At 33.2% G+C, this 14,098-nt stretch carries 11 protein-coding genes; 5 read left to right on the top strand and 6 right to left on the bottom strand.

The genetic code is table 11. From position 1 onward, the window contains the following. Positions 1-39: 39 nt before the first annotated feature. Positions 40-2,271 carry a ribonuclease R gene (gene rnr, locus ED556_RS02855; protein WP_296319121.1) on the bottom strand — a complete coding sequence of 744 codons (2,232 nt, stop codon included), beginning with the start codon at positions 2,269-2,271 and terminating at the stop codon, positions 40-42. Positions 2,272-2,906: 635 nt separating this feature from the next. Between rnr and rpiB the strand changes: the two genes are divergently transcribed. Further along, a complete protein-coding gene (gene rpiB / locus ED556_RS02850) occupies positions 2,907-3,341 on the top strand; it encodes a ribose 5-phosphate isomerase B (RefSeq protein ID WP_296319118.1) in 435 nt (144 codons plus the stop codon). Continuing rightward, positions 3,335-3,784 (top strand): GNAT family N-acetyltransferase, encoded by a 450-nt coding sequence (locus tag ED556_RS02845; protein ID WP_296319116.1) that lies wholly within the window; start codon positions 3,335-3,337, stop codon positions 3,782-3,784. Before rpiB ends, ED556_RS02845 begins: the two co-directional genes overlap by 7 nt. On the opposite strand, the gene ED556_RS02840 is transcribed toward ED556_RS02845, so the two are convergent. From ED556_RS02840 to rnpA, 3 genes are all read right to left on the bottom strand, one after another. Beyond that, positions 3,781-4,605, bottom strand: coding sequence for an OmpA family protein (locus ED556_RS02840; RefSeq protein WP_296319114.1), 825 nt, complete (start codon positions 4,603-4,605; stop codon positions 3,781-3,783). The genes ED556_RS02845 and ED556_RS02840 overlap by 4 nt on opposite strands. Positions 4,606-4,669: 64 nt before the next feature. After that, positions 4,670-6,304 carry a S41 family peptidase gene (locus ED556_RS02835; RefSeq protein ID WP_296319112.1) on the bottom strand — a complete coding sequence of 545 codons (1,635 nt, stop codon included), beginning with the start codon at positions 6,302-6,304 and terminating at the stop codon, positions 4,670-4,672. After that, on the bottom strand, positions 6,285-6,674 hold the full coding sequence (gene rnpA / locus ED556_RS02830; protein ID WP_296319111.1) for a ribonuclease P protein component: 390 nt from the start codon (positions 6,672-6,674) through the stop codon (positions 6,285-6,287). Before rnpA ends, ED556_RS02835 begins: the two co-directional genes overlap by 20 nt. A gap of 132 nt (positions 6,675-6,806) precedes the next feature. On the opposite strand from rnpA, the gene ED556_RS02825 reads away from it, so the two are divergent. From ED556_RS02825 to ED556_RS02815, 3 genes are all read left to right on the top strand, one after another. Then, on the top strand, positions 6,807-8,651 hold the full coding sequence (locus tag ED556_RS02825) for a CBS domain-containing protein (protein WP_296319109.1): 1,845 nt from the start codon (positions 6,807-6,809) through the stop codon (positions 8,649-8,651). Between the two features lies 1 nt (position 8,652). Then, the gene (locus ED556_RS02820) at positions 8,653-9,843 is read left to right on the top strand and encodes a succinylglutamate desuccinylase/aspartoacylase family protein (RefSeq protein WP_296319107.1); all 1,191 of its coding nucleotides are present in this window, start codon (positions 8,653-8,655) and stop codon (positions 9,841-9,843) included. A 138-nt stretch (positions 9,844-9,981) separates the two neighbouring features. Beyond that, a complete protein-coding gene (locus ED556_RS02815) occupies positions 9,982-10,620 on the top strand; it encodes a peroxiredoxin-like family protein (RefSeq protein WP_296319105.1) in 639 nt (212 codons plus the stop codon). A gap of 55 nt (positions 10,621-10,675) precedes the next feature. Here the strand turns inward: ED556_RS02815 and ED556_RS02810 are convergent, their stop codons facing one another. Beyond that, positions 10,676-12,484 (bottom strand): M1 family metallopeptidase, encoded by a 1,809-nt coding sequence (locus tag ED556_RS02810; RefSeq protein WP_296319103.1) that lies wholly within the window; start codon positions 12,482-12,484, stop codon positions 10,676-10,678. Then, positions 12,481-14,097: a S8 family serine peptidase gene (locus ED556_RS02805; protein ID WP_296319101.1), complete on the bottom strand. Its 1,617-nt coding sequence runs from the start codon at positions 14,095-14,097 to the stop codon at positions 12,481-12,483. The genes ED556_RS02810 and ED556_RS02805 overlap by 4 nt, the downstream gene beginning before the upstream one ends. Position 14,098: the final 1 nt, after the last annotated feature.

The raw sequence follows: 14,098 nt of genomic DNA, 5'->3' as shown, positions 1-14,098 counted from the left end.
ACTGTATAAATTTATGTTTTAAGTTAATATTTTAAATTCTTATTCTGCCTTTCCTATCATGTAGAAGTCGAGGTGTTTTTTTACTAAATCAGTACTTTTTACTTTAACAATAACCTCATCACCTAACTGATACATTTTATGCGTGTTTTTACCCATCATAGCATAATAATCCTGATCAAAATAATAGGTATCGTCCGTTAAATCTCTAACACTTACCATGCCTTCACATTTATTTGAAGATATTTCTACATAAATACCCCAATCTGTAACACCAGAAATGACGCCTTGAAACTCTTGATCTTGATGGTCTTGCATAAAACGTATTTGCATGTATTTTATTGAATCACGTTCTGCTTTTGTGGCTAAATTTTCCATATCGCTACTATGTCTGCATTTCTCTTCGTAAATCTCTTCATTAGCAGATTTACCACCATCTAAATAATGCTGTAATAAACGATGAGCCATCACATCTGGATAACGGCGTATTGGTGAAGTGAAATGGCTGTAGTAATTAAATGCTAAACCATAATGTCCAATATTTTGTGTCGTATACTCTGCTTTTGCCATGGTTCTAACGGCCAAAGTATCAACTAGATTTTGCTCTTTTTTACCCACAACATCTTTAAGTAAGTTATTTAATGAAGATGCTATCGTGTTTTTATCTTTAAAATTAAGCTTATGTCCAAATCTTCCAACTATTGTTTGTAGCTGTGCTAATTTAGATTCATCCGGTTCATCATGCACTCTATATACAAACGTCTTTTTTGGTTGCTGTTTTCCTATAAACTCTGATACTTTACGATTTGCTAGTAACATAAACTCCTCAATAAGTTTATTAGCATCTTTACTTGTTTTAAAGAACACGCCTGTTGGGTTTGCTTCTTCATCAAGATTAAATTTAACTTCAACTTTATCAAAAGAAATTGCGCCTTCGCCCATGCGTTTTCGTCTCATTATTTTAGCTAATCGGTCTAGCACTAAAACGGCTTCTGCGATTTCTGGTTGAGTTTGGTAAACTTGTCCTGTTAGAGAAACGTCTTGAGGTATTTCTGTATCTATTTGAGACGCTTCGACTGCGCTCAGCGTGACAGTTGGGTTATTTTCTATGATGGCTTGTGCTTCTTCATAAGCGAAACGTGCATCTGAGTATGTTACTGTTCTACCAAACCATTGACCTTTAATTTCTGCCTTTTCATTCATTTTAAACACTGCAGAAAAGGTATACTTTTCTTCGTGCGGTCTTAAAGAACAAGCGCCGTTAGACAATCGTTCTGGAAGCATAGGTACTACTCTATCAACAAGATAAATAGATGTGGCGCGCTCGTATGCTTCATCATCTAAAATTGTATCTGGTTTTACATAATGTGACACATCTGCTATATGAATTCCTATTTCGAATAAACCATTTTCTAAAACTTTAAAAGAAAGCGCATCATCAAAATCTTTTGCGTCTTTTGGATCTATTGTAAAGGTTAAATCTTTGCGCATATCGCGACGCTTTTTTAGTTCTTCTTCTGTTATAGAAATATCAAGATTATTAGCGTATTCTTCAACTTCGTATGGAAACTCATGCGGTAAACCATACTCAGCTAAAATAGAATGGATCTCTGTACTGTGCTCTCCTGGTTTTCCTAAAACCTTTATTATTTTACCATAAGGAGAATCTGCTTTTTCTGGCCAGTCAGCGAGTTTTACTAAAACTTTATCTCCGTCTTCGGCTTTTTTTATCTTATTTATTGGTACAAAAATATCTTTGTACATCTTAATACTATCTGGTATTACAAAAGCGAAGTTTTTATTGTCTTGAATTTGAATTGTGCCAACATATTCTGTTTTTGCTCTGCTTAAAATATTAGTGATTTCTCCTTCTAATTTTCCGCGTTTTCTGCGTTTATAAGCATAGAATTCTACTTCATCTCCATCTAAGGCTTTATTGATATTATTAGAAGCTATAAATACGTCCTCTTCAAAATCATCAGAAATAACGTAGCCATTTCCTTTTGCAGATAGATCTAAAATGCCTGAGTAATATTCAGCTGTAACAATAGCTTTAAACTTTCCTCTATCTACTTGTTCTATTTCTTGTTTTGCAGCAAGTCTTGCTAGAGTTTTTATGATTTGATTTCGGCTACTAGCATCATTTACACCAATAATAGCAGCTATTTGTTTGTAATTAAAGGATTTGTTTCGCTCTTTTTTTAAAATACTAAGTATTGTATTAGTAAGGTTTGAAATCCCTTTTTTGGATTTCCTTTTTTTCTTTCTTGTCATTTATATTTTCATCTTTACATGTTCCTGATAAGTGTCAGGAAGTCTTCATTTTAAACTTAATACGTAGGCGAAGTATTTATATTAAGTCGGTACAAAGCTAAGGTATTAATTTTTAAAACTTAGCTTAATATTAATTTTAAGTAAATATCACTTATCCACATTTATATAATTATCTAATATTTTCTTTTTAAAATTTAAATTAAAAATGATTGTTATTATAGTCTGTTAGTAACTGCTATAACTTTTTGTATAATCTCTTGTGTTTATCACTTACTAATATCTTTCAACATGTTTTTAAATACATAAACATTTAAGAATCAAGTATTAAATTAACATTATCCACAACTGTTTATAACAGTAATTAATAGTATTTTTTTAATAACTAAATGTAGATTTAATGTTAATAGAAGTAGATTTAGATTTTAAAACTCAATAAAAACTAATACCTATCTTTTTTTGAATTTAGAAGGATAATTTTAATTGCGACTTTTTCTTAATAATTAAAATTTTATTTCCGAATAGTTTTGAACACTTATTAACAGGTGATTAAAAACACTGTTAACGATGAAGAAATAGTTGTAATTTTGTACTTCGACTACGCTCAGTAACCAAATTGAGTATTAAATACTTTAAAAATGACAATTTCAATAGGTAATGATCATGCAGGACCAGACTATAAAACAGCAATTGTAGAGCACCTAAAAAGTAGAGGTATTACTGTAAATAATTACGGTACAGATACCTTAGATAGTGTGGATTACCCAGATTTTGTACATCCTGTAGCAAAAGATGTTAATGATGGAAAAGTAGATTTTGGTATTTTAATATGTGGTAGCGCAAATGGCGTTGCAATGACAGCAAATAAATATCCTAATGTAAGAGCAGGAATTTGTTGGGTAAAAGAAATCACAGTGCTTATTCGCCAACATAATAACGCTAATATTTTATGTATACCGGCTAGATTTACAGCTATTCCCCAAGCGATTAAAATGGTTGATACATTTTTAGAAACAGAGTTTGAAGGTGGACGTCATCAAAGACGTGTAGATAAAATTCCGATGTCTTGTTAAAAATTAAAGTTAAATCTTATTCTGATTTATCTAAAGATGAGCTATACAGTTTACTTCAATTACGAAGTGAAGTTTTTGTGGTAGAACAAGATTGCGTATATCAAGATATTGATGGAAAAGATCAAAAAGCACTTCATGTTTTAGGCTTTAAAGATGAAAAGTTAGTGGCCTACACACGGCTTTTTAAACCAGGTGATTATTTTAAACATTCAAGTATTGGTAGAGTAGTGGTTGCTGAAAATGCAAGAAAATATAAGTTTGGATATTCTATTATGAATGCCTCGATAAAGGCAATAAAAGACAATTATAATACAACTCTAATAGAATTGTCTGCACAGTGCTATTTAAAACAATTTTACAATAATCTTGAATTTTATGAAGTAGGAGAGACGTACCTTGAAGATGGAATTCCTCATATTAAAATGAAGAGAGAAAAGGACTAATTACCAACTTCAGTTACCAACAACTCTACACGACGATCAAAACGTTGTGGACCACCTAACGGAAATTTTCGTTTCATTCCAATGTATTTCATACGCCGTTTTCTTACACCTTTACTAGCCAAATAGTCATACACATATTTTGCTCTAGCAAATGACAAGTTCCTTTTTTTTGTATTCCCATCAATAGCATCTCTTTCACCATTTGTGCAGCACACATGACCAACAATAGTAAAATGCACATCTTTTCGTTTTGCCAGAATTTTTGCTATCCGTGCAAGTATATCTCTTGATTCTGGGATGAGGTAGCTATAACCTCTTTCAAAAAGTAAGTTTTCAAGAAGAATTTTATCACCAACTTTTAACTCACCATTTAAAATTTGTTCTAATTTACTTGAATCAAAATTATTCCTTCTTGGCGGATAAATAGGTGAAACAATAATTTCTACTTTTCGGTTTAATCCTCTTATTTTCTGAATTTCATTTTCCTTTACAATCTTCAATAACAATTCGCCTTTACCATCAATATTAGTAATTAAAGACTCATCAAACTCATTATTAGTAAACACTTCTTTAATAGAGTTGGCGCGGTTTTGCGAAAGAATCATATTGTAAGAATGACTTCCTCTGTCATCACAAAAACCATAAATAGAAACTTTACTGATATCTACAGATTCTATGTTATCTAAAAAAAGTAATAAGCGATGTAATTCTGTTTCAGGAATAGAATATTTATCCGTTTCAAAGTAAACAACATGCTTTATATCAACCTGTGATACTGTGAACTGAAACGATAAGAGCAATAGAAAAACAACCCGTTTCATAACAAGGTAATTTTCTTATAAATCAAGAGATTTATAAACACATTACCTTATAAATATATAAAAATTAGTTTAGGATTTTAGTGTATTCACTAGGATTGTTAAGAATATCAATTGCCTTTTTTATCTCTGTATTGTTGGATTTATAGTAATCATAAAGACCTTCAGAATAGAAATAACGCTTTATAATTTCATCTCTTAAAAGCAAAGACAACTTCTCTTTATTTTTATTTATTGCAGCAGATTTGTAAGTATTTAAGGCTGTTACTAATTGATTATATTCTGAATTAATATCATCATTAATCTCCTCATCTTCAGCAATAGTATTTAATGCAGCAAGGGCTTTTTCTGTTTGTGTTTCAAAATTAAAGTTGTTAGTTTTTAAGTACGATTTAAAACTCGAAAAATCAGATTCAGAAAACTTAAAACTGGCTAAATTTGAGACTTTATTGTTATAAAAATAATCAGTGGCAAAGTCAAAAATCAGATTTTCTGCTTCAATTGCTTTTGTAATAGGTGTTTGTTTAGATGCTTCAATTTCAATATCAGGTTGAATACCACCACCATCAAAAACAATTCTTCCTTTTTTTGTTTTGAAAGAATTGTAGTTTTCTTTTTTAGTTCGTGTAGCATTTCCTTTTTCATCTCTATTCCAATAATCTAAGGCTTGAATACAGCGACCAGAAGGTGTATAGTATCTTGAAATGGTAATTTTCATCTGAGTACCATAAGTTAGTGGTTTTGGTCTTTGTACTAAACCTTTACCAAAACTACGAGCACCAATAACTACAGCACGATCCAAATCTTGTAATGCGCCAGAAACGATTTCACTAGCTGAAGCAGATTTTCCATCAATTAAAACTGCAAGCGGAATTTCCAAATCAACAGGTTCTCTTTTAGTGTAATACGTTTTGTTGTACTTTTTTACTTTAGACTTTGTTGTAACAACTAATTGCTCTTTAGGTACAAAAATGTTCACAATATTTACAGCTTCATTAAGTAAACCTCCAGGATTTCCTCTTAGGTCGAGAATGATTTTTTTAGCACCAAGATTTTTTAAAGAATTTAAAGCTTTTGTAGTCTGTAAAGAGGCTTTTTTATTGAATTTTCTCAAAACGATATAACCAGTGTCATCATTAATCATAGAATAATGTGGTACAGCATTAATTTCAAGAGATTCTCTCGTAACTGTTATCGTATTTGTTTTACCCTGTCTTTTGTATGTAAGATTCACATTGGTTCCTGCAGCACCTTGAAGCAGATTACCAGCGTCTTCTTTAAAACCCGAAATATCCACACCGTCTATTTTTATAATTTCATCTCCTGCTTTTAAACCCGCTTTATCTGCAGCATAGTCCTTGTAAGGTTCTACAATAACAAGCTTGTCTTTAAGGGTTCTTACGTTAGCACCAATTCCAGTATAATCACCAGCATTATTAATTCTAGCGGTTTGTACATCCTGCTCATTATAAAAACGAGTGTAAGGATCAAGCTCATCTAACATGCTTTTTATAGCTGTATCCATAAGGTCACCAGGATTGGTGTCATCAACATAGTTCATGTTTAATTCCTTAAACATGGTTGTGAAAATTTCTATTTGCTTTGCAATTTCAAAGAAGTTAGAATTGAAAGCCGTACTACTCAGAAATACAACAATAATTGCCGCAGGAAGAATTACTTTTTTAGTTAGAAATCGTTTCATTTTCCGTATGTTTTAAAAATTTCTCAAACAAAACATTCATTTTTGAATCTAGGTCCTCAAAACGCGCTTTATCTTTACTAATGTACAAAATCATAAAGGCGTAAGATGTTGAACTTTTGTTAAAGTATTTTAGTTTATTTAGTCTGTAAGCTTCTCTTATTAACCGTTTAATTCTGTTTCTATCAATTGCGTTTTTATGCAATCGCTTACTCACAGACACACCTGTTTTTAAAATAGAATCATCTTGAAATTTGGTTTTAAGATAAACCAAACGCAAAGGAAATACCGTGATTGTTTTTCCTTCTGAAAATAATTGCTCGATAAGCTTTTTGCTCTTTAGTTTATCTTTTTTACTGTATTTAAATGACATACTTTATATAATTAAGCCTAAAATAAGACCTGTCTTATTAAAACATCTAAACTCTAACGCATGACCAAAATCATGTTTTTACCTCTTAATTAAAGTTAACTTACAAAGATTAATCAATACCACTTATTAATTATGGGACAATTAGATGTAAAGCAACTTAAAAGCCCTAAAGATAAAGCATTATACATTCATCATTTAGTAAAAGACCTCGAGGTTTTAGATATAATGCTAAAAAAGGGAATGATTGAAGAAGAACCTATAAGAATTGGCGCCGAGCAAGAATTTTGCCTTGTCACTGAGGATTATTTTCCAAATAAGAATAGTGTAGAGGTATTAAACGAAATCAACGATGAACATTTTACAACCGAAATAGGCAAATACAACTTAGAAATAAACTCGGATCCCTTAGTTTTAAAAGGAAAATGTTTTTCAAAATTACATTCAGAACTTAAAGATTTACTCAGCAAGGCGGAAAGCGTCGCTAAGGAAAAAGATTCAAAAATTATACTAACCGGAATACTACCAACGCTTCGCTTAAAGCATATTAGCGAAGAGTATATGACAGACAAACCAAGATATCATGTATTGAATAAATCGTTAAAGCACACAAGAAGAGAACACTTTAATATTCATATAAAAGGAGTCGATGAGCTTAACCTTATTCACGATTGTGTAATGCTAGAGGCTTGTAATACAAGCTTTCAAACCCACTTACAAATACACCCGAAAGAGTTCGTAGATAAGTACAATTGGTCACAAGCTATTGCAGCACCAGTATTGGCAACTTGCGCTAACTCACCAGTATTATTTGGTAGAGAGCTTTGGGCAGAAACCAGAATTGCGTTGTTCACCCAAAGTATAGACACAAGAGCAAATTCATTGATTCATAACGAAAAGCAATCTCGTGTAAATTTTGGTGCCGATTGGGAGCGAGGAAGTGTTGCCGACATATTTAGAGACCATATTTCTAGGTTTAGAAGTTTGTTAACCTCAAATGAATACGATGATAGCTTAGAATTATTAGAACAGGGAAAAATTCCAAAACTAAGAGCATTACAACTGCATAATGGAACTGTTTATAAATGGAATAGGGTCTGTTATGGCGTTGGCGGTGGAAAGCCACACTTAAGAATAGAATGTCGATATATACCATCAGGACCAACATTAAAAGACGAAATAGCCAACATGGTCTTTTGGGTGGGCCTGATGAAAGGTCAGCCCAACAAGTATAAAGACACCCACCTTAAAATGGACTTTAAGGATGTGAAAAATAATTTCTTTAAAGCCGCTCGTAACGGCATGGAAACTCAATTTAAATGGAACAACAAACTAGTTACACCGAAAGCATTAATATTAAATGAGCTCTTACCATTATCAAAACAAGGATTAGAAAAAGCAGGAGTAGATTTAAAAGATATAGAAGAGTATTTACAGATCATAGAACGTAGAGTACACTCTTATAATGGAGCAGAATGGATGGTGAAGAATTATAGAAATATGCAAAAAACAAAAACAAATTTTGAAGCGCTTCAAGACATAACAGCTTATATGCATAAACACCAATTAAATACGCCGACTGTTGATACGTGGGAAGATTTAAATGCAGAAAAAAACCTAAAATATAAAACTAACCTAATTGTAAAACACAATATGAATACGAATATTCTGGTAGTTGATGAAAACGACAGCCTAGAGTTGGTTAGTAATATTATGAAATGGAAAAAAATTCATCATGTTCCTGTAATAAACACGAAAAAAGAATTAACTGGTTTATTGACTTGGACAGATTTAATTAAGCTTGGCAACAAGGAACTTAAGCTATGTGTAAGAGATGTTATGACCAAGGATTTAATTACTATTTCACAAGAATCACCTTTAGAAGACGCAAAACACCTTATGAATACTTATGACATAAATTGCTTACCGGTAGTGAGAAATAAAAAGATTTTAGGGATAATAACCTCTAGTGATTTTTAAGATGCAAATAGCTTTAAAAAAATCTAAAAAAATAAATCACAACATAAACAGGGTTTTTCATCATTTAATTGGTGAAAAGCCAGGCGCGACGGTTGTTTTTTTTGCCGGAATACACGGTAATGAATTTGCTGGGATAGACGCATTAAATGAAGTATTAAATACAGTAAATGAAGCCGATTTACATGGACAAATTTATGCTATTTATGGTAATATAGGAGCTCTTAAAAAGAACAAACGGTATTTGGATTTAGACCTAAACCGCTTATGGACCACAGAAAAATTGAATGTTCTTGATAGTAAAACTGAATACTCACGCGAAGAGCAAGAACAGCTTGAGATATTTCAACTTATTAATGGGCTATTACAAAAAACAAAAGCACCAATTTATTTTATTGATCTTCACACAACGTCTAGTAAAAGTTATCCATTTATCACTATTAATGATGCTATGATAAATAGGAAGTTTTCTCAATGTTTTCCAGTTCCTATTGTGCTAGGCATTGAAGAATATCTTGAGGGACCACTACTGAGTTATTTAAACAAATTAGGTTTTGTCTCATTAGGCTTTGAGGCAGGACAACATACAGATAAGCAATCGATAAAAAGTTGTGTTGCATTTATTTCACTTGTCTTGAAACATTCGGGGCATTTAAAAAAGAATGAATTGGGTAATTATACAAAGTATGAGCACATCCTAAAAAAAGCTACTCTAAACGAATCATCATTTTTTGAAGTGATATTCAAGTATCACATTCAACATAATGAACTTTTTATAATGAAAGATGGGTTTGAAAGTTTTCAAAATATTAAAAAAGGAACACTTTTAGCAACATCTAATGGAGAACCAATATACTCTAAACACAAAGCCAAAATTTTTATGCCGTTATACCAAAGCACCGGCCAAGACGGCTTTTTCATTATTAAACCAATTCCAAAAGTTTTTTTGCACTTATCTAACTTTCTCAGAAAAATAAGAGCAGATGTACTTCTAACTGCATTACCAGGAATATGTTGGCATGATAAAAAACAAGGCGTATTAAGAGCTAATCTTTCCATAACAAGGTTTATGGTCAAATCAGTATTTCACTTGTTTGGTTACAGAAACAAAAGGTTGGACCAAACGCATATGTTGTTATATAATAGAGAGCGCGTCTCGAAGAAGAAGATGTATAAAAACGAAAAGTGGTATTAAAAAACTATAGTTATAAAACCTATTCAGCCGCCCCAATATTTGCCAAATAGAGTTGCGATACAATGAACATTATGTTTAAATGTTAGTTTTTTGAATTCTTTCAGACCAAACCAAAACTTAAATAAAAATTTATTGAAAATGTCGTTAACAGAATCATTAAAAGCATATGCCACCCAATCAGCTGCTAAATTGCCTGAAACAGCAAAGGTAGTTATGCAGGGTGCAATACATCAATTAACTGCTAGTCAGCTAACAAATAAAGCATTAAGAACCGGAGATGTCTTTCCTAATTTTAATTTACCAAACCCACAAGGGACAACTATTTCTTCAGAATCACTTCTAAAAAATGGACCAATAGTAGTTTCGTTTTATCGTGGCGGTTGGTGCCCATATTGTAATATTGAATTGAAGGCGCTACAAAGCATTTTGCCAGAACTAAAAGCAAAAGGGGTTCAATTGGTAGCAATTAGCCCAGAAGAGCCAGATAATTCATTGACAACAATCGAAAAGAACAATTTGGATTTTGAAGTACTAACCGATAAGGATAATGCTTTTGCTAAATCAATAAACCTTGTTTATCAATTACCGATAGACTTAGTAGAACTCTATAAAACGTTTGGTATAGACTTAGAAAAAAGCCAAGGTAATTCAAACAGAGAACTACCCATATCAGGAACCTATGTTATTAATACTTCAGGTAAAATAATTTACCATTTTATAGAAGAAGACTACAAGTTAAGAGCTGATACAAACGAAATATTAGCAGCATTACGATAAAAAAATGTCCGCAACACTAGCAGTGTTGCGGACATTTTTAAATGAAACTGATTTTTTATTCAGACTTCAACGTGTTATTGTCACTATTGATATCTGCCATCATCTTTGAACTGTCAATCTCAACACTAGCAACTGGCTTAGATACATCAAACGTATACGTTGGATAAGCCCAAGCCCAATCCTCTACAACGGTTGAAGACGTCGGCTTTTCACCACGCATCATCTGCAATGGAATATAAAATTCTTCTTTACTACCATCTTTGTAAGTAACGGATAAGTCAATAGGCATTGGCATTTGCCCAATACGTTCTAATGTTATTTTAGAACCATCAATAGCTTTTACCCCGTAATCAATAGTATTGGTTGTTTGTGCAAAATCTATTAAATACCAATCTAGCTCAAAGTCAGTAATTTTCTCAGCCGTTCTTACTATATCCATTGGTTTAGGGTGTTTAAACGCAAAATCGTTAAAGTACTTTTTAAGCGTTTTTTTAAGGTTTTCTTCTCCAATTACGTATCCTAATTGTGCTATAAAAACCGCACCTTTACTATAAGCCGAAGCACCATATGCTCTATTAAATTGGTATCGATCAGCATGGGTTGTTAAAGGTTGCTCAATACCAGATTTAGCTAAACCTAAATACCCTAAATAAGAACCGTAGGTTGGATTTTCTCTAGGTGTTTCTCTTAATGCATTCATAGCTAAAGCAGAAATATAGCTTGTAAAACCTTCGTCCATCCACTCGTGCTTAGCTTCATTTGTAGCCAGTAAAAACTGAAACCATGTATGCGCCAATTCATGCGCAGTAACACCAAGTAAACTGCCATAGTTGCGTTTACCAGTAATAAGCGTACACATTGCGTATTCCATACCGCCATCACCACCTTGTATAACCGAATATTGGTCGTAAGGATATTTACCAACACTATTTGAGAAGAACTCCATTAACTTCGCAGTATCTGGTTGTAAGTCTTTCCAGAATTGTAAGTTTTCTGCTGGTAAATCTTTTTTGTAGTAAAAGTGTAATAGTGGACCATTTGTTACTTGATAAGTGTCATGAATATAGTCCGGATCAGCAGCCCATGTAAAATCATGAACTTTAGGCGCAATAAAACGCATCGTTTTTTTAGAACCATTTATTGATGGCTCACCTTGTAAATAGCCAGTACCACCAACAACATAATTTTTATCTATTGTTAAAGACACATCAAAATCTCCCCAAACGCCGTGAAACTCTCTACCAATATATGGGTCAGCATGCCAACCCTCATCATCATATTCTGCAAGTTTAGGGTACCATTGTGTCATCGACAGCGCCACACCTTCTTTGTTATTTCTGCCTGAGCGACGAATTTGTTTAGGTACCTGTGCATCAAAAACCATCTTGAAAGTCACCTTTTCACCTGGTTGAATAGGCTTATCTAGTTTAACCTCTAGCACGGTACCAACAGTTTCATATTTAAGAGCAGTTCCATTTTGAGAAAGCGCATTAACTTTTATGTAACCAATTTCATTTGGCTCTAACTTACTAATTCTATCACCAACGCGTGGATCAGGGTCTTTAATGGTTCTTGACCTTACATCCATTTCACTTCCTGGCTGGAAGGCATTAAAATATAAGTGGTAATACACTCTATTAAGAACGTCTGGTGAATTATTGGTGTAAACCAACGTTTGTTCTCCTTTATATTGATAGGTTTCAACATCCATATCAATATTCATTTTATAATCTACGTGCTGCTGCCAGTAGCCACTATTAGAAGGCGTTTCAGCATTTGATGTTTTATCTGTAATTACTGTATTAGCACTATGGCAAGACGTTAAAAAAACAAGGGTTGCTATAGCTGAAAAAAGTTGTTTCATAATGATTGCATTTTTGAAGCCATTATTAAAGCGTTGTAAGCATTTGCGATTCGTCCACTTTTAGATAAGTTAGAAAAAGGCTGAACATCTTCAGCATCACCACCCACAACAACTTTAGTTGTTAACTGCAAACCAGAGTTTAAAATAACCTCTTTTACTTGAGTAGCACTTAGTTTTGGATAATAAGAGCGTATTAATGCGGCAAGGCCTGCAACGGCAGGAGCCGCCATAGAGGTTCCTCCTTTTGTGTCGTATTCATTCTCTGGAGTGGTAGAATACACTTGAGCACCGGGAGCAAAAACATCTACGTTTTGGTCACCATAATTTGAAAATCCAGCAACCATTCCGCTACCATATTTAGGCGCAAGAGCACCAACAGAAATATAATTATCAGCAACTTCTTTTCCGTTTATGTTATCTGCAGGGAAATTAGGTTCAACATCTATATCTTTACTATCGTTTCCGGCAGCGTGTACAATTAACACATCGTTTTGAGCTGCATATTTAATAGCATCTCTAACCCATTCGCTATGAGGAGAAAACGACTTACCAAAACTGCCATTAATTATTGAGGCACCATTATCTACTGCATATCTAATGGCTTTTGCAACATCTTTATCGTATTCATCACCATTAGGCACGGCTCTAATGGACATAATTTCAACATTATTTGCCACACCGTTTGCACCCTTACCATTATTTCTTTCAGCAGCAATAATTCCCGCAACGTGTGTTCCATGACTTTCAGATTTTTTAACTGGTTTTACATTACCATTTCCATAACCTGGTTTGTCATCAAAAACATCAGGATTATCACCAGTTTTTCTACCATCAAAGTCCACATTGAAATGATAGTTTAGACGCTCACTAAAGTATTCGACACCACCATTAATTTCTTCAATTGCTTCTTGTACAGACTCTAAACCAAACCCTTGCATTTGCTGAGCCATGCCTTTGTATTGGTTTAGTTGTTGGTCTTGTGTGTCTAACTCCAACACCTGCTTCATGGTATAATCTTTAGTTCCAAAATGTGCAGCAAAAGCAGCATCAGCAGCTTTAAGCTGTTGTAAAATTTGTTCATAACGATTTTTGGTTGTAAGGGCTTGTTGCTTTTCTTTCTCTAATAAATCATTTGCTTCTTGAAATCTAGGATCAGACGTGTTTCCGCTTTTCACTAGCCTTGTATATTCTAACTGCTCGTCATAAGAATCACCTAGAAAATTCCAACCGTGGATATCATCAACGTATCCATTATCATCATCATCTTTTCCGTTATTAGGTGTCTCTTTTTTATTGGTCCAAATAACACCATCTAAGTCTTCGTGGTCAATATCAATTCCTGAATCGATAACTGCAACTATTACTTTTTTACCTTTTTTACCTTTAATAATTTCTGAGTAGGCTCTGTCTACACCCATTCCCGGGATGGTGTCTTTTTCTAAATCTAAATGCCCCCAATTTTCTTTTTCTTCTTTTGTTAACTCAGAGACTTTTAATGGTGAAGTATCGATATTTTCTGTTGGTGTCGATATGAGTGGCGCACCACCACAACCCATTAAAATAAAAGCTAATAGCGCGCAAATTATAGCGCCTTTCTTTGTTTGTATCATCATA

Source organism: Winogradskyella sp., assembly GCF_003712105.1.
Classification (GTDB): Bacteria; Bacteroidota; Bacteroidia; order Flavobacteriales; family Flavobacteriaceae; genus Winogradskyella.
This window is presented reverse-complemented; position numbering and strand designations above follow the sequence as displayed.